The sequence below is a fragment of the Rhodococcus sp. 14-2470-1a genome (assembly GCF_002259425.1).
Lineage (GTDB): Bacteria > Actinomycetota > Actinomycetes > Mycobacteriales > Mycobacteriaceae > Rhodococcoides > Rhodococcoides fascians_E.
Map to the genome: position 1 here is coordinate 1 of NZ_NPFZ01000016.1, position 18,423 is coordinate 18,423.

The window sequence follows — 18,423 nt, forward strand, 5'->3', positions numbered from 1 at the left end:
GGGCTGGGCGGGGGGGCGGGCGAGGGTGTGAACGGACCGATCGGGATGGTTGCGAAACGGGCAGTGGGTACGAAAGTCGACGGTTGTTCCTCTTGACGCCGGGGCGCGCAGGGGTCACTCTTGTCCTGACGAAGGCACCCCGAAGCGATCGTGGAAGACGATTGCTCGACCGCGACACGCCGTGTTCCAAGGCGACGCCGGTTCTTGGCTCGGGTGCTACTTTTGATGCCCCTGTTGCGCCCTGCGCACATTTGGGGTACCTTTGGACGTTGCGCTGGCTGCCTCCTGTCCACCTCTCGATTGCCGTGTCTGCGAAGTGTCACTTCGAAGAGATTGCAGTGGGGATTCGGTCTGGTTGTGACCAGCGAATTCGCCCCACATTGAAGCAAGCAGATACAGCGGCGGTCGCACTGCACGAGCGGCCCGCGTGAGGTGCTGGAAGGACGCATCTTGGCAGTCTCTAGCCAGACCAAGGCAGTTGTCGGAACACCGGGAGCCCCGAGGAGGGTTTCGTTCGCGAACATTCGCGAACCGTTGGAGGTACCCGGTCTCCTCGATGTACAGACGGACTCTTTCGAATGGCTGGTAGGCGCGCAGAGTTGGCGTGACCGTGCCGCCGCGCGCGGGGACAGCAATGTCTCCGGTGGTCTCGAAGACATCCTCACCGAACTTTCTCCGATCGAGGATTTCTCGGGTTCGATGTCTCTTTCCTTCTCCGACCCACGGTTCGACGAGGTCAAGGCCTCGCAGGACGAGTGCAAGGACAAGGACATGACGTACGCGGCTCCGCTGTTCGTCACTGCCGAGTTCATCAACAACAACACCGGCGAGATCAAGAGCCAGACGGTGTTCATGGGTGATTTCCCCATGATGACCGACAAGGGCACCTTCATCATCAACGGAACCGAGCGCGTCGTCGTCTCGCAGCTCGTCCGTTCGCCCGGCGTCTACTTCGATCACTCGATCGACAAGACGACGGAGAAGGACCTGCACAGCGTCAAGGTCATTCCTGGCCGCGGTGCATGGCTCGAGTTCGACGTCGACAAGCGCGACACGGTCGGTGTTCGTATCGACCGCAAGCGTCGCCAGCCCGTCACGGTGCTGCTGAAGGCTCTCGGCTGGTCCACCGAGCAGATCACGGAGCGCTTCGGCTTCTCCGAGATCCTCATGGCGACGCTCGAGAAGGACAACACCGCCGGTACCGACGAGGCTCTCCTCGACATCTACCGCAAGTTGCGTCCGGGCGAGCCGCCCACGAAGGAGTCGGCGCAGACTCTGCTGGAGAACTTGTTCTTCAAGGACAAGCGCTACGACCTCGCTCGCGTGGGCCGCTACAAGATCAACAAGAAGCTGGGCCTGAACTCAGGCCAGCCGATCGTTGCGTCGACCCTCACCGAGGAAGACATCGTCGCCACCATCGAGTACCTGGTGCGTCTGCACGCAGGTGACACCTCGATGACGGCGCCGGACGGCGTCGAGGTTCCCGTCGAGGTCGACGACATCGACCACTTCGGCAACCGTCGTCTCCGTACCGTCGGCGAGCTGATCCAGAACCAGATCCGCGTGGGCCTGTCCCGCATGGAGCGCGTCGTTCGTGAACGTATGACCACTCAGGACGTCGAGGCGATCACGCCGCAGACCCTGATCAACATTCGTCCCGTCGTCGCCGCGATCAAGGAGTTCTTCGGAACCTCCCAGCTGTCGCAGTTCATGGACCAGAACAACCCGCTGTCGGGTCTGACGCACAAGCGTCGTCTGTCGGCCCTCGGCCCCGGTGGCCTCTCGCGTGAGCGCGCAGGCCTCGAGGTTCGTGACGTTCACCCGTCGCACTACGGCCGTATGTGCCCCATCGAGACCCCTGAAGGCCCGAACATCGGCCTGATCGGTTCGCTGTCGGTGTACGCACGGGTCAACCCGTTCGGTTTCATCGAGACGCCGTACCGCAAGGTCGTCGACGGACAGGTCACCGACGAGGTCGACTACCTGACCGCGGACGAAGAGGATCGCCACACGCTCGCGCAGGCCAACTCGCCTGTCGATGCAGGCGGCCACTTCACCGAGGACAAGATTCTGGTCCGTCGTAAGGGTGGAGAGGTCGAGTTCGTCTCGTCCTCGGACATCGACTACATGGACGTGTCGCCTCGTCAGATGGTGTCGGTCGCGACCGCGATGATTCCGTTCCTCGAGCACGACGACGCCAACCGTGCCCTGATGGGCGCGAACATGCAGCGTCAGGCTGTTCCGCTGGTGCGGAGCGAGTCGCCGATCGTCGGAACGGGCATGGAACTGCGTGCTGCCGTCGACGCCGGTGACGTCGTCATCACCGAGAAGACCGGTGTCGTCGAAGAGGTCTCCGCGGACTACGTCACGGTCATGGCCGACGACGGAAGCCGCAAGACCTACCGCATGCGTAAGTTCGCGCGCTCCAACCAGGGCACGTGCGCCAACCAGCGTCCGATCGTGGACGAGGGTCAGCGCGTCGAGTCCGGTCAGGTCCTCGCCGACGGCCCGTGCACCGAGAACGGTGAGATGGCGCTCGGCAAGAACCTGCTGCTCGCGATCATGCCGTGGGAAGGCCACAACTACGAGGACGCGATCATCCTGTCGCAGCGCCTCGTGGAAGAGGACGTCCTCACCTCGATCCACATCGAGGAGCACGAGATCGATGCCCGCGACACCAAGCTCGGTGCCGAGGAGATCACTCGCGACATCCCCAACGTCTCCGACGAGGTCCTCGCCGACCTCGACGAGCGCGGCATCATCCGTATCGGTGCCGAGGTTCGTGACGGTGACGTTCTCGTCGGAAAGGTCACGCCGAAGGGCGAGACCGAGCTGACCCCGGAGGAGCGCCTGCTGCGCGCGATCTTCGGTGAGAAGGCGCGCGAGGTTCGCGACACGTCGCTCAAGGTTCCTCACGGCGAGAGCGGAAAGGTCATCGGCATTCGCGTGTTCTCACGCGAGGACGACGACGATCTGCCTCCCGGCGTCAACGAGCTCGTTCGCGTGTACGTCGCGCAGAAGCGCAAGATCCAGGACGGCGACAAGCTCGCCGGCCGCCACGGAAACAAGGGCGTCATCGGCAAGATCCTCCCGCAGGAGGACATGCCGTTCCTGCCCGACGGCACCCCGATCGACATCATCCTGAACACCCACGGTGTTCCGCGTCGTATGAACATCGGTCAGGTTCTCGAGACGCACCTGGGATGGATCGGCAAGACCGGATGGAACGTCCAGGTCGCCACCGACGGCACGAAGCCCGATTGGGCCGAGCGTCTGCCGGAGGAGATGCTGGCTGCTCCTGCCGACAGCAACATCGCCACCCCGGTGTTCGACGGCGCCAAGGAGCATCAGCTCGCTGGTCTGCTCGAGAGCACCATCCCCAACCGTGACGGCGTGCAGATGGTCGGCCCGGACGGAAAGGCCACGTTGTTCGACGGTCGTTCCGGCGAGCCGTTCCCGTACCCGGTGTCGGTGGGCTACATGTACATCATCAAGCTGCACCACTTGGTCGACGACAAGATCCACGCTCGTTCGACCGGGCCGTACTCGATGATCACGCAGCAGCCCCTCGGTGGTAAGGCTCAGTTCGGTGGTCAGCGCTTCGGTGAGATGGAGTGCTGGGCAATGCAGGCGTACGGCGCTGCCTACACGCTGCAGGAGCTCCTCACCATCAAGTCGGACGACGTCGTCGGCCGCGTGAAGGTGTACGAGGCCATCGTCAAGGGCGAGAACATCCCGGAGCCCGGTATTCCCGAGTCCTTCAAGGTGCTCCTCAAGGAGCTCCAGTCGCTGTGCCTCAACGTGGAGGTGCTGTCCTCGGACGGCGCAGCCATCACGATGGCCGACGGTGACGACGAGGACCTCGAGCGTGCCGCAGCCAACCTGGGAATCAACCTCTCCCGCAACGAAGCTGCCACCGTCGACGACCTCGCGCAGTAGATTTCTCGGTCCCGTGGGCCTCACCGCACTGCCGACACGCAGCAGGTGGGCCCACGGGGCGATCGACTTGATCTGATTCGCACAGCACAACACCCATCACGGGGAAAGGAAGTTACGTGCTCGACGTCAACTTCTTCGATGAACTCCGCATCGGTCTCGCGACCGCGGAGGACATCCGCAATTGGTCCTACGGCGAGGTCAAGAAGCCGGAGACCATCAACTACCGCACGCTCAAGCCCGAGAAGGACGGCCTCTTCTGCGAGAAGATCTTCGGCCCCACCCGGGACTGGGAGTGCTACTGCGGCAAGTACAAGCGCGTCCGCTTCAAGGGCATCATCTGTGAGCGCTGCGGCGTCGAGGTCACTCGCGCCAAGGTGCGTCGTGAGCGCATGGGCCACATCGAACTGGCCGCTCCGGTCACCCACATCTGGTACTTCAAGGGTGTTCCGTCACGCCTCGGTTACCTGCTCGACCTGGCACCGAAGGATCTCGAGAAGATCATCTACTTCGCTGCCTACGTCATCACCACGGTCGACGACGAGCTCCGCCACAACGAGCTCTCGACGCTCGAGGCCGAGATGGAGGTCGAGAAGAAGGCTGTCGCCGATCAGCGTGACGCCGACCTCGAGGCACGCGCTCAGAAGCTCGAAGCCGACATCGCCGAGCTCGAGGCGGAGGGCGCCAAGTCCGACGTCCGTCGCAAGGTCAAGGACGGTGGCGAGCGCGAGATGCGTCAGCTCCGTGACCGCGCGCAGCGTGAGCTGGATCGTCTCGAGGAGATCTGGAACACCTTCACCAAGCTGGCTCCGAAGCAGCTGATCGTCGACGAGCTCATCTACCGCGAGCTCATCGACCGGTACGGCGAGTACTTCACCGGTGCCATGGGTGCCGAGTCGATCCAGAAGCTCATGCAGAACTTCGACGTCGACGCCGAGGCCGAGAACCTGCGTGAGACCATCCGCAGCGGCAAGGGCCAGAAGAAGCTGCGCGCTCTGAAGCGTCTGAAGGTCGTCGCCGCGTTCCAGGCCGGCCGCAACTCGCCGATGGGCATGGTTCTCGACGCCGTCCCGGTCATCCCGCCGGAGCTTCGTCCGATGGTGCAGCTCGACGGTGGACGTTTCGCGACGTCCGACCTCAACGACCTGTACCGCCGTGTCATCAACCGCAACAACCGCCTCAAGCGACTGATCGACCTCGGTGCTCCCGAGATCATCGTCAACAACGAGAAGCGGATGCTGCAGGAGTCGGTCGACGCCCTGTTCGACAACGGCCGTCGTGGACGTCCGGTCACCGGACCGGGTAACCGTCCGCTGAAGTCGCTGTCCGATCTGCTCAAGGGCAAGCAGGGTCGTTTCCGCCAGAACCTCCTCGGTAAGCGTGTCGACTACTCGGGCCGTTCGGTCATCGTCGTCGGCCCGCAGCTGAAGCTGCACCAGTGTGGTCTGCCGAAGCTCATGGCTCTCGAGCTGTTCAAGCCGTTCGTGATGAAGCGTCTGGTGGATCTCAACCACGCGCAGAACATCAAGTCGGCCAAGCGCATGGTCGAGCGTCAGCGTCCGCAGGTGTGGGACGTTCTCGAAGAGGTCATCGGCGAGCACCCCGTGCTGCTGAACCGTGCACCTACCCTGCACCGGTTGGGCATCCAGGCGTTCGAGCCGCAGCTCGTCGAGGGCAAGGCCATCCAGCTCCACCCGCTCGTGTGTGAGGCGTTCAACGCCGACTTCGACGGTGACCAGATGGCTGTCCACCTTCCGCTGTCGGCCGAGGCTCAGGCCGAGGCACGCATCCTGATGCTGTCCTCGAACAACATCCTCTCGCCGGCCTCGGGCCGTCCGCTCGCCATGCCGCGTCTGGACATGGTGACGGGTCTGTACCACCTCACGCGTCTCGACGCGGGTGCCGTGGGCGAGCGCGTCGATGCCAAGACCGACGAGCCGGAGTTCGGTGCGTACTCGTCGCCTGCCGAGGCTCAGATGGCAGTGGACCGTGGCGCTCTTCGGGTGCAGTCGCAGATCAAGGTTCGTCTGACGAACCAGCGTCCGCCGCTGGACCTCGAGGCCGAGCTGTTCCCGAACGGCTGGAACCGCGGCGATGCATGGACCGCGGAAACCACTCTGGGACGCGTCATCTTCAACGAGCTGCTCCCGGCGGACTACCCGTTCGTCAACGAGCAGATGCCGAAGAAGCGTCAGTCGACCATCATCAACGATCTCGCCGAGCGTTACCCGATGATCGTCGTCGCACAGACTGTCGACAAGCTGAAGGACGCAGGCTTCTACTGGGCCACGCGTTCGGGTGTCACCATCTCGATCTCCGACGTCCTCGTGCCGCCGGAGAAGCCGCAGATCATGGAGACCTTCGAGGCTCAGGCCGATCAGATCGAGAAGAAGTACCAGCGTGGCGCACTCGACAAGGTCGAGCGCAACTCTGCGTTGGTCAAGATCTGGCAGGACGCGACCGAGCAGGTCGGTAAGGCCATGGAGGCGCACTTCCCCGACGACAACCCCATCCCGATGATCGTGAAGTCCGGCGCAGCCGGAAACATGACTCAGGTGCGGTCGCTCGCCGGCATGAAGGGTCTGGTGACCAACCCGAAGGGTGAGTTCATCCCGCGTCCGATCAAGTCTTCCTTCAAGGAAGGCCTGACGGTCCTCGAGTACTTCATCAACACGCACGGTGCTCGTAAGGGTCTGGCCGACACGGCACTTCGTACCGCCGACTCGGGTTACCTGACGCGTCGTCTCGTCGACGTGTCGCAGGACGTCATCGTTCGCGAGGTCGACTGTGGCACCGAGCGCGGAATCGTCACGACCATCGCCGAGAAGCTCGCCGACGGCACGATGATCCGCGACGCACACGTGGAGACCAGCACACGTGCTCGCACGCTGGCCACGGACGCGGTCGACGAGAACGGCAACATCATCGTCGCTCGTGGACACGACGTCGGCGATCCTGCCATCGATGCTCTGATCGAGGCCGGCATCACCGAGGTCAAGGTCCGTTCGGTGCTCACCTGCACCACCGGCACCGGCGTCTGCGCTACCTGCTACGGCCGTTCGATGGCCACCGGCAAGCTCGTCGACATCGGTGAGGCCGTCGGTATCGTCGCCGCACAGTCGATCGGTGAGCCCGGTACCCAGCTGACCATGCGTACCTTCCACCAGGGTGGTGTCGCCGGAGATGACATCACCGGTGGTCTGCCTCGTGTGACGGAGCTGTTCGAGGCACGTGTGCCGAAGGGCAAGGCTCCTATCGCGGACGTGTCGGGACGCATCCAGCTCGAGGACGGCGATCGTTTCTACAAGATCACCATCATCCCGGACGACGGCGGCGAAGAGGTTGTCTACGACAAGCTCTCCAAGCGTCAGCGTCTGCGCGTCTTCAAGCACGACGACGGCACCGAGCGCCTTCTGGCGGACGGTGACCACGTCGAGGTCGGCCAGCAGCTCATGGAAGGTGCTGCCGATCCGCACGAGGTGCTGCGCGTGATGGGTCCTCGCCAGGTCCAGATTCACTTGGTGAACGAGGTCCAGGAGGTCTACCGCAGTCAGGGTGTGTCGATCCACGACAAGCACGTCGAGACGATCGTGCGCCAGATGCTCCGTCGCGTGACGATCATCGACTCCGGCTCCACCGAATTCCTGCCCGGTTCTCTGACCGAGCGCAGCGAGTTCGAGGCGTCGAACCGTCGTGTCGTCGCCGAGGGTGGCGAGCCCGCAGCCGGACGTCCGGTCCTGATGGGCATCACCAAGGCGTCGCTGGCCACCGACTCGTGGCTGTCGGCAGCGTCCTTCCAGGAGACCACTCGTGTGCTCACCGATGCGGCTATCAACACCCGCAGCGACAAGCTCATCGGTCTCAAGGAGAACGTCATCATCGGTAAGCTCATCCCGGCTGGTACCGGCATCAACCGGTACCGGAACATCCAGGTGCAGCCCACCGAGGAGGCACGCGCTGCGGCATACGCAGTGCCGTCGTACGACGATCAGTACTACAGCCCGGACGGCTTCGGCCAGAACACCGGCGCCGCAGTGCCGCTCGACGACTACGGTTTCTCCAACGAATACCGCTAGGACTCACAGCAAGAGCCCCGCATCCGATTGGGTGCGGGGCTTTTGCGTGTTCCCAGCCGAGTTCTCAGCCGTGGTGGCAGACGGCTTCGAGATCGATGCCGTTGAGATCGCGTACGAACGAACCGTAGTAGGTCGCGTGGTACTCCGGCTGCAACCCGGGAGCCCTGAGTTCGGTGGCACCGGCCGCGAGTGCGGCCACGTGAAACGCGTCGACCGTCGCCCGGTCCGGTGCACTGAAGGCCAAGTGTGTGTGCGGACCGATCCGTGAGCCTGGTGCGTCGACGATCCAGAAGAACGGTTTCACCGCGGCCCAACCGAACGCGATCATCGCGAGCTGATCGGGTCCGACCGGCACTCGCATGATCTCGGTGATGCCCAACGGTTCGAGGGCTGCACTGTAGAACTCCGCGCTGGCCGCGAGATCGTGGACGCCGAAGTTCAAGTGGTCGATCTGGGATCCTGTGCGATCGAGTGATGTCATGAGTCCAGAATGCACGGTATTGCGGACACCGACAGTCCGCGTTCATCGAAATGTCGGACGCCCGACAAGTCCAGTTCGTGCCCACGAGAGAGCCTCGGAGGATGGGGCAACGAGACGTGAACATCGGACGGGACATCTCTCTGCGAGGAGGGGCGACGAGGCGACAGTTTCTGACGTGGAGTGCGCTGGTCGGGGCGTTGGCGTTCGCGCCGGAACTGAACCCCGCCACGGCGAGTGCGCAGTCGGGAACGCCCAGCAGCTATCCGTTCCGCCTCGGGGTCGCGTCCGGTGATCCTCTGCCGGATTCGGTGGTGCTCTGGACGAGACTCGCCACGGATCCGTTCGCGCCTGCCGGTGGTATGACGCCGGGTGTGGTGCCGGTGCAGTGGCAGATCGCGGCCGACGAACGCTTCACCCGGGTGACGGCGCAGGGCGTCGAACTCGCGACGGAATTCGACGGGTGGTCCGTCCACGTGGATGTGCGTGGCCTCGAGCCTGCACGCGAGTACTTCTACCGGTTCCTGGTCGGTCCGCACGCCAGTGCGGTCGGTCGGACGAAGACTGCGCCGGCCGCCGGGAGGCCGCTGGCCAGGCTCGATTTCGGATGGGCGTCGTGCCAGAAGTGGGAGGACGGGTACTTCGGTGCCTACGCGGATCTGGCGGCGTCGAACCTCGACGTCGTGTTCTTCCTCGGGGATTACATCTACGAGTACGCGGTCAAGGACGAGGGTGCCCGGGCCGGTCGACCGAGGCCGGAGTCCGCGAGCCGAGAAACCATGCAGCTCAGCGACTATCGTGACCGGTACGCGATGTACAAGGCCGACGAGAACTTGGCGGCAGCGCATGCGTCGGCGCCGTTCGTGTCGGCGTTCGACGATCACGAAGTGGACAACAACTGGGCTTCGCAGATCAGTCAGGACGACGACGATCCGGTGCTGTTCCTGAACAGGAGGGCCGATGCGTTCAAGGCATGGTGGGAGAACACTCCGGTGCGGGCCAATCTGAAGCCGCAGGGCCCGGACATGAAGGTCTACCGCCGTCTGAGTTTCGGTGACCTCGTGGACTTCTCGGTGCTGGACACGAGGCAGTACCGCAGCGACCAGGCCAACGGAGACAAGGAACACGCGCAGAACGCGGAGACGGCCGATCCGTCGCGCACCATCACCGGCCCCGAGCAGGAGAAGTGGATTCTCGACGGTTTCGCGTCGCCGTCGAAGTGGAATTTCCTTGCGCACCAGACGGTCATCTCGGATCTAGCGCAGGGCTTGGACGGCGATCGCAAGGTCGGAATGGATCCGTGGAGCGGATACGAGGCGTCCCGTCATCGGATTCTCGACGGCGCACGGGAACGCGGGACGACGAATGTCGCGTCGATCGTCGGCGACATCCATCGCACGATCGTGTCGGAACTCCGGCGGGACTACCAGGATCAGGCGTCTCCGGTGGTGGGTGTCGAGATCGCGACGACGTCGATCGCGTCGGGCAAGGACGGCGCCGACGTGGACACGACGGGTGCGGCGATCGCGAACGGCTCGCCCCACGTGAAGTACGGCAATGCGCGTCGCGGTTACCTGCGGTCGACGCTCACTCCGGGTGAATGGCGTTCGGAGGTAAGGGTTCTCGACGCGGTGTCGACGCCGGGGGCGTCCGTCCGGACGGCGACGACGGTCACCGTTCCGGACGGTCGCCCGGAGATCCAACTGGGTTGAGCGGCACGGGCGGCGGAGCCGCTCTACCGCCCGTCGGCGATGATCCGGGCGATGTTGCGCTCGGCCAACGCCGTGATGGTCAGCGAAGGGTTGGCGGCGCCCGTGCTGCCCGGGATGAGGGCGCCGTCGACGACGTACACGCCGTCGTGTCCCTTGACGCGGCCGTAGGAGTCGGTGACGTCGCCGATGACTGCGCCGCCGAGGGGGTGGGCGGTGAAGGTGTCGTCGACATCGCGGGTGAACGGCTCGGCGGAGACGACGGTGCCGCCTGCTTCGGCCATCCGGTTCTGTACTGCGCGTAGTGCTTCCACGGTGTCTCGGCTGCCGCCCTTGGGCCAGGACAGTGACATCGAGTCGGTGGCCGAGTTGTAACTGAAGTTGGCGCGCAGCGGGTCGATCGTCATCCCGAGGGATCCGATGAACCCGAGGTCCCACGGGACTCCGGGCACGTACCAGTTCTCGACGGTCAGGGGTAGGCCGGAATCGTCGACGATGCGTGACGCGCACGGCGCGGCCTGGGGGACTCCGGCCGCGGGGCCGAGAGATCGGGTCATGGAGGCGTCGCCATTGGTCCCCCACCCGCGTCCGACGAATTCGTTGAGGTTACCCAGTGCTCCGGTGGCCTGTGCGCGCAGCAACAGTTCGGTGGTGCCGATGGATCCGGCGCCGAGTACCAGCTTGTCGCATGTCAGGGTGCGCGTTTCGAGTACGTTGCCCTCGGGATCGACTCGGCGTACCTCGACGCGGTATCGGCCACCGGATTCGGTGCCGATGGACGCGACCTCGTGGCTGTGAGCGACGAGTGCATTGCCGGTGGCTTCGGCCTGCGGGATGTAGTTCTGGGTGAGGTCGTGCTTGGCGCCGTTGGAGTTGCCGAACGTGCTGGCGCCGACGGTTGCCGACGGGCGGGATCGGCCGGCGATCTCGTCGCGGACGACGTTCCAGTTCCAGTTGCCGTCGACGGCCTCGGGAGTGAAGCCTGCTCGTCGGGCATGGTCGTCCCATGTGCGCGAGTGCGCGAAGTTGGGACTGCCCAGGATGTCTGCAGGGATCGGCGACGGCAGCAGCATCGACCGGGCTTTCGGGTACCAGGTGCCTGCCATCTCGTCGTAGGACAGGCGTCCGCCGAAGGACATGTCGAAGAATCGGCGATCCGGTGCGATGGTGACGCCGGTGTAGACGACGGAACCTCCGCCGACTGCGGCGGCGCGCCAGACCGACAGGTTCTCGAAGCGAGTGGTGTCGAGGACACCACCGAAGTGATCGACGGGCCCGACGGGTAGTCCGGTGATGTTGGTGAACGAGCTCTGACGCCACAGGCCGCGTCCGTCGGCGGTCATGTCGGAGGTGAAGATGTCCCGCCACGGGTCTCGCGGCCACCGCAGGCCACGTTCGAGGACGGTGACCTCGGTGCCGGACTGGGCGAGGCGCAGCGCCGCAGCACTGGCGCCGAAGCCGGATCCGATCACGATGACGGGGGAGTGGTCCGGTGGGCGAGGGGGGTCGGCGAAGAGTTCGGGAACGAGGCCACGGATGGACCCGACCCCGATGGGAATGGCACCGGCTCGACCTGCCGAGGCGAGCGGCGGTACTGCCAATCCGGCGATTCCAGCTGCCGCCAGTTGCAGCAGTTGACGTCGCTTCACGTGTGTAGCCCCCTGCAGTTCTGAAACCCTGTCCGTCCCGACCACCGGCCATTGTTCCTCATTCGGACACCGAAAAGCGACCGGATGTCCGTGACCTTGGGATATTTCCAGATCGGCCGTGCCGGGGGCCTCAATACTGTGGCAGCTGCTGGACGGCCCACTTGTTTCCGTCGGGGTCCGCGAAGAACACGAACTTGCCCCAGCCCATGTCGACGACGGGGTCGATGTCGAGTCCGGCGTCGATGAGGTGTGCTCGGGCTTCCTCCGCGTCGGCGACGACCACCTGGAGTCCTTCGACGCTGCCGGGGGCGGCGTCGGTGATGCCGCGTCCGACGGCGATGGAGCAGGCGGATCCCGGGGGAGTCAGCTGCACGAACCTGATGTCCTCGGTGGGACTCGAGTCGTGATCGGCGTTGAATCCGATCTTCACGTAGAAGTCCTTCGCGCGGTCGACGTCGGAGACGGGGATGATGACGAGTTCGAGTTTGATGTCCATGCCGATCATTCTGAACCCGATCGCGGACAGAAACGGTCCTCTTCGGTGACTGAAGTCCGTACGAAATATGCCCGACGCGATACTGGTTGGCGTGAGTGTGCGCGTCTCCGTTCTCGATCGTTCTCGAACCCGTCTGGGGTCGCCGGACGCTACTGCGCTGACGGCGACGATCGAACGTGCTGTCCACGCGGAGCAGCTCGGCTTCCACCGATTCTGGGTCGCCGAGCACCACGGTGTCCCCGGTATCGCGAGCGGAGCTCCTCCGGTGCTGCTCGCGGCGATCGGAGCCAGGACGTCGACCATTCGACTCGGGTCGGGCGGGGTGATGTTGCCCAACCATCAGCCGTTCGTCGTGGCCGAGCAGTTCGCCGTGCTCGAAGCGTTGTATCCGGGTCGTGTCGACGCCGGGGTCGGGCGGTCGTTGGGATTCACCGGTCCCGTACGTGAGGCCCTTCGTACGAGCGCTGCGGATACGTTCGAGGACGATCTGGGCGAGCTACGGCGATATCTCGACGGGTCGGGTCCGGTGACGGTGCGGCCGGCGACCGCGTCGCCTCCGGTGTTCGTGCTCGCGACGGGGCAGGGGTTGGCGATCGCGGCTCGCGCGGGGTTACCGGTGGTGGTGGGTGGACCGATACTGAAGGGCGACGCGTCGGCGATCGAGGTGTACCGACGTCGCTTCCAGCCGACCGAGTCCAATCCCGAACCGACAGTGGTTGTTTCGCTGGACATCACCATCGCCGACAGTGCCGAGCGGGCGCGTGAACTGGTGCTGCCCGAGGCATGGGCCATGGCGCAGTCCCGGCGGACCGGAGAATTCCCACCGTTGATGTCGCCGTCGGACATCGATGTGGATTCGGCGCCGCCACGGACGCGAGAGCGCGTCGAGCGGTCCATCGCGTCAGGTGTGCACGGAACTCCGGACGAGGTTGCGTCCCAGCTGGACAAGCTGGTCGACCGGACGGGCGCCGACGAGATCCTCGCGTCGACGTCGACGTACGACAGGGATGCACTGTGGCAGGCCGACGCGGCGCTGATCCACCTGGTGCGTTCACTGTCCCGCTAGGTCTTTCTGTGCTGCGGCGGCGCACAGCCGATGCGCGCTACTGTGGAGAACACGGCATAACGGACTCGCCTCGGACGTCCGCGACACAGGGAGGTTCCCCATGGCTGGCAAGAAGATCGATCGCGTTCATGCGCAGACGGCACTCGAGACGGTTCGGGAGAACCCGGGCATCGCCCTGATCGCCGCAGCTCCGGCGCTCGTGGTGTTCGCCGTGGTGTGGTGGCTGGCAGGCTTCGGCACTGCGCTGCTGTTGCTGATCGCTCTCGGCGTCGTCGGGTTCGTGGCCGCCAAGCTCAAGAGCTGACTCGCGCTAGCGGGGTACGTGGTAGCGGGTCAGTAGCCCGGTGCCACGTCCGATCTCGGCCCACGACGTGTCGAACGTCAGAACGGCGATCGCCGACGTCGGGAACTTCCTGCCGATCTCGATGGCGGCTTCCGAACCATCGGCTTCGGCCAATTCCAGTGCGGTGAACGGTATTCCAGGCGCATGCCCGACGATGAGGAGTGTGTGCACCGCGTCGTCGGTCAGCGCGATCTCGTCGATGATCTCGTCCGGTGATGCGCCGTAGATGCGCTCCTCGAAGGTCACGGGGGCCTCGATTGCCGTCGCGACGAGGGTCTCGCGGGTGCGGGTGGCCGTCGAGCACAGAACTGCGTCGACCGTGCCGACGTCCGAGACGATCCACTGACCACCGAGCGCCGCTTCTCGCTGTCCACGCTCGGCGAGCGGGCGATCGTGGTCGGGAACACCGTCGGGGTAGCCGGACTTGCCGTGTCGCATCAGGACGAGGGTGCGCGTCATGGATACCACCGTATCGGGACACGCGCAGTGAAGCGGACCTGCTACCTTGAACGCCGTTCAAGTTTGCATCACGAGGAGTGGTCATGTCAGGTTCCGAAGGCGTACAGGAGTCACCGGTGGCGAGTTCGAGGTTTCACGTCTCCGCGAGAGACATGGCGCAGGTCGCCGTGTTCGCCGCGCTCATCGCAGCTCTCGGACTCGCCGGGGCCATCACGGTCGGCTTCAGTGGTGTTCCGATCACGCTGCAGACCCTCGGTGTCATCCTGGCGGGCGCCGTTCTCGGACCACGCAAAGGCGTCATCGCGGTCGCGGTGTTCATCGCGTTGACCCTGATCGGGCTGCCGCTGCTCTCGGGCGGCCGTACCGGGCTCACCGCGCTGGCGGGGCCGAGCGCCGGCTATCTCGTCGGCTGGATCCCTGCCGTCTTCGTGATCGGGTTGCTGACCGTACGGATCCTGCCGAAGTACCCCGTCGTGCTCGGACTGCTCGCCAACGCGATCGGCGGCATCGTCGTGGTCTACATCTTCGGAACCATCGGCTTGCTGCTGCGCACGGACCTGAGTGTGTGGGCCGCCGTCTCCACCAACTTCGCCTTCGTTCCCGGTGACCTCGTCAAGGTCGTCATCGCCACCGTCGTCGCGAAGAGTGTTCACCGGGCGTACCCGGGCATCGTCCACACGTGAAGTTGCCGCATTCCGCGGACGCTCTTGCGATCGACTGGGCAGGCACCCGGCTGACCTACGCGCAGTTCGATGCCGCGGTCGAAGCCTGGCCCGCACCTCCGCTTCACGAACACTCGGCACACGACGCGTCGGAACTCGCTGTTCCCGATGCGTTGATCTGCGTGTTCGCGGCAGCCAGGCAGGGCCGAGCGGTGCACGTCGAGGACCCTGCAGCCAGGCCCGATCGACAGTCCGTGCCTGCGGACGCCTGGTTGCTGATCGGCACGTCCGGGTCGACGGGTAGGCCTCGGCCGCTTGCTCGCACCGTGCAGTCCTGGACGGACAGCTTCGACGAGTTCACATCCGTCACCGGAATCGTCGAGTCCGACCGGGTGCTCGTCACCGGTCCGTTGCACGCGACCATGCACTTGTTCGCCGCCGTCCACGCCCTGTGGGTCGGTGCGTGCGTCACCGACGATCCGCGTGGCGCGACGGTCGCTCACGCAGTGCCCGCTGTCCTCCGAACTCTCGTCGAGACCGCCCCGGCACTGCGCCTCGCAGTCGTAGCAGGCACGACCCTCGATTTCGGGGCAGCCGAGGCCACACGACATCTCCGTGTGGTCGAGTACTACGGGGCGGCCGAACTGTCGCTCGTCGCTACCCGCGTGGTCCCGGAGCCGCTGCGGTTGCTTCCCGGCGTGGACGCAGAGATCCGCGACGGCCTGCTGTACGTCAGGTCGCCGTACCGCGTTCTCGGTGCCGACGAATGGGTCGGCGTCGGGGACCTGGCCGATCTCGGGTCGGACGGCGAACTCGTCGTCCACGGCCGAGGGGACGCCGCCGTCGACGTCGGTGGCACGACGGTCATCGCCGAGGACGTCGAAAGACTGCTCGACGCGATCGACGGAGTGCGCACGTCGGCGGTCGTCGGGACACCACATACGGTCCTCGGGGCGACGGTGACTGCCGTCCTCGAACTGGACGACCCGGTCGTCCTCGATTCCGTCAAGGCCCGTGCTCGCGCCGCACTCCAGAAGGAAGCAGTCCCGAGGCGATGGGTCGTCGTCGACCGTCTACCTCGCACCGGCAGCGGAAAGATCGCCCGCGCCCGAGTGAGAGACTCGTTGCCATGAGTCGGTCTGCGTACAAGGCTGCTGCGCCGGTCCTCGTGGCCCCACGTCGAACACCGATCGGCAACGCCGGCCACGGATTCTCCCGTCTGACCACGACGGATCTCGCGGCACCGGTCCTCACCGCCGTGCTCGAGACGCTGCGCGACGCCGGGGCACGGGACCAGGTGGACGACGTCGTCCTCGGCAACTGCCTCGGCCCCGGCGGCGACCCCGCACGAATCGCATCCCTGGCCGCCGGGCTCGGCGTCGACGTGCCCGGCGTGACCGTGGACCGGCAGTGCGGTTCCGGCCTCGACGCGGTCGCACTCGCCGCCGCCCGAATCCGCAGCGGCGAGGACGACCTGATCCTGGCCGGCGGCGTCGAATCCGCCAGCACCGCACCGTGGAGACTCTGGCCGGAGACGCGCGAGCGCTACACCCGTGCCCCGTTTGCTCCTCCCGGTTTCCCCGACCCCGACATGGGAGTCGCGGCGGACGATCTCGCTAGGATTCGAGGGATCAGCCGAGAACGTCAGGACGCCTATGCGGCACGTTCGCATGCGCTGGCCGCGCAGACGGAGTTCTCGTCGGAGATCGTTCCGATAGCAGGCGTCGACCGCGATCAACGAATTCGATCGAACATGACCGAGGCCAGGTTGAGCCGACTTCGTCCGGCATTCACGCCGGACGGCACCGCGACCGCGGGCAACTCGTGCGGAATCTCCGACGGCGCAGCCGTTCTCGCCGTGACGACGCAGGCGGGTGCACACGGCTTACCGGCGCTGCGTGTGCTCGGATCCGCGGTGGCGGGGTCGGATCCGTCGCTGCCCGGTCTCGGCCCGGTTCCCGCCATCGAGAAAGTGTTGCGCCGTAGCGGAGTTGCGCTGTCCGATGTCGGGGTCGTCGAGATCACCGAGGCGTTCGCATCCGTCGTACTCGCAGTCGCCGACGAACTGGACATCGACGAGGATCTGCTGTGCCCGCAGGGCGGTGCCATCGCGATGGGGCACCCGTGGGGTGCGTCGGGCGCAATCCTGCTCGTGCGGTTGGCGACTCGGATGTTCGCGTCGGACGGGCCGGAACTGGGATTGGCCGCGTGCGCCATCGGCGGCGGCCAGGGAGTAGCAATGATCGTGGAGCGTGTGCAATGAGCGAGATCGTGTTCGAGCAGGTTCGTCACGCCTTCGGTGAGCGAGAAGTGTTGCGGGGCGTCGATCTCACCATCACCGAGCGCCGTGTGGGCATCATCGGTTCCAACGGATCCGGCAAGTCGACGCTGGCGCGGACGATCAACGGGTTGCTCGCGCCGACGTCCGGGACAGTGACCGTCGACGGCATCGACGCAGCGAAGAAGGGCGCCCAGGTCCGTAAGAAGGTGGGGTTCGTCTTCACCGACCCGGACACGCAGATCGTCATGCCCACGGTCGCGGAGGATCTCGCGTTCTCGCTCCGCAGATCGGGACTGAGCAAGCCCGAGATCGCCGAGCGAGTCCAGGACATACTGACGAGGTTCCGCCTCGACGGACACGCCGAGCATCCCGCGCATCTACTGTCCGGCGGTCAGAAACAGCTCCTGGCAATCGGAGCCGTCCTGATCCGCAGGCCGGAGGTCGTCGTCGCCGACGAGCCGACCACTCTGCTCGATCTCCGCAACGCCCGAGTCGTCGCCGACGCGTTGGACTCCATCGACCAACAGGTCATCGTCGTCACTCACCAGCTTGCTCTTCTCGAGTCGTTCGAGCGCGTCATTGTCGTCGACGACGGTGTTGTTGCGTTCGACGGCACCCCCGACGCGGCGGTTCCGGCGTATCGGGAGTTGGTCCTGTGATCGGGCTGTACCGGCCGGGGAACTCTCTGCTGCATCGGTTGCCTGCGGGTCCCAAGCTGCTGCTCCTCCTGGCGTCGATCATCCTCGCCACGATCTTCGCGCGCACCCCCGTGCACGTCGGGGTGATCGCACTCGTCGTGGCCGGGTTGTTCGTCGTGGCACGTATTCCGCTCAAACTTGCTGCGGCGCAGCTACGTCCCGTGCTGTGGATGGTGCTGATCATCGGTGTCTTCCAGGTGATCATCACCGACTGGAAACGCGCGGTGGTGGTGTGCGGAGTGCTCGTGATCTCCGTTGCCCTCGCCGCACTCGTCACGTTGACGACCCGAGTGACGGACATGCTGGACACCGTCACTCGCGCGCTCGGACCACTTCGGCGGTTCGGTGTCGACCCCGACCGCATCGGTCTGATGCTCGCCCTCGCCATCAGGTGCATCCCGGTGCTGGCCACCATCGTGCACGAGGTGTCCGAGGCGCGCAAAGCGCGCGGATTGCAGTGGTCCATGACTGCACTCGCCACGCCCGTCCTGGTTCGCGCACTCCGCACCGCCGACGCGATGGGCGATGCCCTCGTCGCTCGTGGCGTCGACGATTAGCGGGGCGATCAGC

The 18,423-nt window shown here is 65.3% G+C and carries 14 protein-coding genes; 10 read left to right on the top strand and 4 right to left on the bottom strand.

Going from position 1 to position 18,423, the window contains the following annotated elements:
* The first annotated feature begins 432 nt into the window (after window positions 1–432).
* Window positions 433–3,939 (top strand): DNA-directed RNA polymerase subunit beta, encoded by a 3,507-nt coding sequence (locus CH292_RS08260; RefSeq protein ID WP_019665536.1) that lies wholly within the window; start codon window positions 433–435, stop codon window positions 3,937–3,939.
* Window positions 3,940–4,055: 116 nt separating this feature from the next.
* Window positions 4,056–8,012, top strand: coding sequence for a DNA-directed RNA polymerase subunit beta' (locus tag CH292_RS08265; protein ID WP_019665535.1), 3,957 nt, complete (start codon window positions 4,056–4,058; stop codon window positions 8,010–8,012).
* A gap of 64 nt (window positions 8,013–8,076) precedes the next feature.
* Here the strand turns inward: CH292_RS08265 and CH292_RS08270 are convergent, their stop codons facing one another.
* Window positions 8,077–8,493 (bottom strand): VOC family protein, encoded by a 417-nt coding sequence (locus CH292_RS08270; protein ID WP_037159436.1) that lies wholly within the window; start codon window positions 8,491–8,493, stop codon window positions 8,077–8,079.
* Between the two features lie 101 nt (window positions 8,494–8,594).
* On the opposite strand from CH292_RS08270, the gene CH292_RS08275 reads away from it, so the two are divergent.
* Window positions 8,595–10,202, top strand: a complete 1,608-nt coding sequence (locus CH292_RS08275) for an alkaline phosphatase (protein ID WP_094654470.1) — start codon at window positions 8,595–8,597, stop codon at window positions 10,200–10,202.
* Between the two features lie 23 nt (window positions 10,203–10,225).
* Here the strand turns inward: CH292_RS08275 and CH292_RS08280 are convergent, their stop codons facing one another.
* The gene (locus CH292_RS08280; RefSeq protein WP_037182728.1) at window positions 10,226–11,848 is read right to left on the bottom strand and encodes a GMC oxidoreductase; all 1,623 of its coding nucleotides are present in this window, start codon (window positions 11,846–11,848) and stop codon (window positions 10,226–10,228) included.
* Between the two features lie 130 nt (window positions 11,849–11,978).
* On the bottom strand, window positions 11,979–12,344 hold the full coding sequence (locus tag CH292_RS08285; RefSeq protein ID WP_026347865.1) for a VOC family protein: 366 nt from the start codon (window positions 12,342–12,344) through the stop codon (window positions 11,979–11,981).
* 97 nt (window positions 12,345–12,441) lie between these two features.
* On the opposite strand from CH292_RS08285, the gene CH292_RS08290 reads away from it, so the two are divergent.
* Together CH292_RS08290 and CH292_RS08295 are read left to right on the top strand one after the other, a co-directional pair.
* Window positions 12,442–13,410 carry an MsnO8 family LLM class oxidoreductase gene (locus CH292_RS08290; protein ID WP_256977990.1) on the top strand — a complete coding sequence of 323 codons (969 nt, stop codon included), beginning with the start codon at window positions 12,442–12,444 and terminating at the stop codon, window positions 13,408–13,410.
* A gap of 100 nt (window positions 13,411–13,510) precedes the next feature.
* Window positions 13,511–13,714: a hypothetical protein gene (locus CH292_RS08295; RefSeq protein ID WP_037105667.1), complete on the top strand. Its 204-nt coding sequence runs from the start codon at window positions 13,511–13,513 to the stop codon at window positions 13,712–13,714.
* A 6-nt stretch (window positions 13,715–13,720) separates the two neighbouring features.
* Here CH292_RS08295 and CH292_RS08300 read toward each other — a convergent pair whose 3' ends face one another.
* Window positions 13,721–14,212 (bottom strand): histidine phosphatase family protein, encoded by a 492-nt coding sequence (locus CH292_RS08300; RefSeq protein WP_094654472.1) that lies wholly within the window; start codon window positions 14,210–14,212, stop codon window positions 13,721–13,723.
* 152 nt (window positions 14,213–14,364) lie between these two features.
* Between CH292_RS08300 and CH292_RS08305 the strand changes: the two genes are divergently transcribed.
* The 5 genes from CH292_RS08305 to CH292_RS08325 are packed head-to-tail and all read left to right on the top strand — an operon-like array spanning window position 14,365 to window position 18,410.
* A complete protein-coding gene (locus CH292_RS08305; RefSeq protein ID WP_019665527.1) occupies window positions 14,365–14,895 on the top strand; it encodes a biotin transporter BioY in 531 nt (176 codons plus the stop codon).
* Window positions 14,892–16,007 carry an AMP-binding protein gene (locus CH292_RS08310; RefSeq protein WP_094654473.1) on the top strand — a complete coding sequence of 372 codons (1,116 nt, stop codon included), beginning with the start codon at window positions 14,892–14,894 and terminating at the stop codon, window positions 16,005–16,007. The genes CH292_RS08305 and CH292_RS08310 overlap by 4 nt, the downstream gene beginning before the upstream one ends.
* Window positions 16,004–17,137 (top strand): thiolase family protein, encoded by a 1,134-nt coding sequence (locus CH292_RS08315; RefSeq protein WP_094654474.1) that lies wholly within the window; start codon window positions 16,004–16,006, stop codon window positions 17,135–17,137. Before CH292_RS08310 ends, CH292_RS08315 begins: the two co-directional genes overlap by 4 nt.
* Window positions 17,134–17,814 (top strand): energy-coupling factor ABC transporter ATP-binding protein, encoded by a 681-nt coding sequence (locus CH292_RS08320; protein ID WP_019665524.1) that lies wholly within the window; start codon window positions 17,134–17,136, stop codon window positions 17,812–17,814. The genes CH292_RS08315 and CH292_RS08320 overlap by 4 nt, the downstream gene beginning before the upstream one ends.
* Window positions 17,811–18,410 (top strand): energy-coupling factor transporter transmembrane protein EcfT, encoded by a 600-nt coding sequence (locus CH292_RS08325; RefSeq protein ID WP_037141077.1) that lies wholly within the window; start codon window positions 17,811–17,813, stop codon window positions 18,408–18,410. The genes CH292_RS08320 and CH292_RS08325 overlap by 4 nt, the downstream gene beginning before the upstream one ends.
* Window positions 18,411–18,423 lie beyond the last annotated feature (13 nt).

Coding starts and splice junctions, on each gene's coding strand:
- CH292_RS08270 (WP_037159436.1), bottom strand. CDS start 8,493: ATGACATCACTCGATCGCACAGGATCCCAGATCGACCACTTGAACTTC.
- CH292_RS08275 (WP_094654470.1), top strand. CDS start 8,595: ATGGGGCAACGAGACGTGAACATCGGACGGGACATCTCTCTGCGAGGA.
- CH292_RS08285 (WP_026347865.1), bottom strand. CDS start 12,344: ATGGACATCAAACTCGAACTCGTCATCATCCCCGTCTCCGACGTCGAC.
- CH292_RS08295 (WP_037105667.1), top strand. CDS start 13,511: ATGGCTGGCAAGAAGATCGATCGCGTTCATGCGCAGACGGCACTCGAG.
- CH292_RS08300 (WP_094654472.1), bottom strand. CDS start 14,212: ATGACGCGCACCCTCGTCCTGATGCGACACGGCAAGTCCGGCTACCCC.
- CH292_RS08305 (WP_019665527.1), top strand. CDS start 14,365: ATGGCGCAGGTCGCCGTGTTCGCCGCGCTCATCGCAGCTCTCGGACTC.
- CH292_RS08315 (WP_094654474.1), top strand. CDS start 16,004: ATGAGTCGGTCTGCGTACAAGGCTGCTGCGCCGGTCCTCGTGGCCCCA.
- CH292_RS08320 (WP_019665524.1), top strand. CDS start 17,134: ATGAGCGAGATCGTGTTCGAGCAGGTTCGTCACGCCTTCGGTGAGCGA.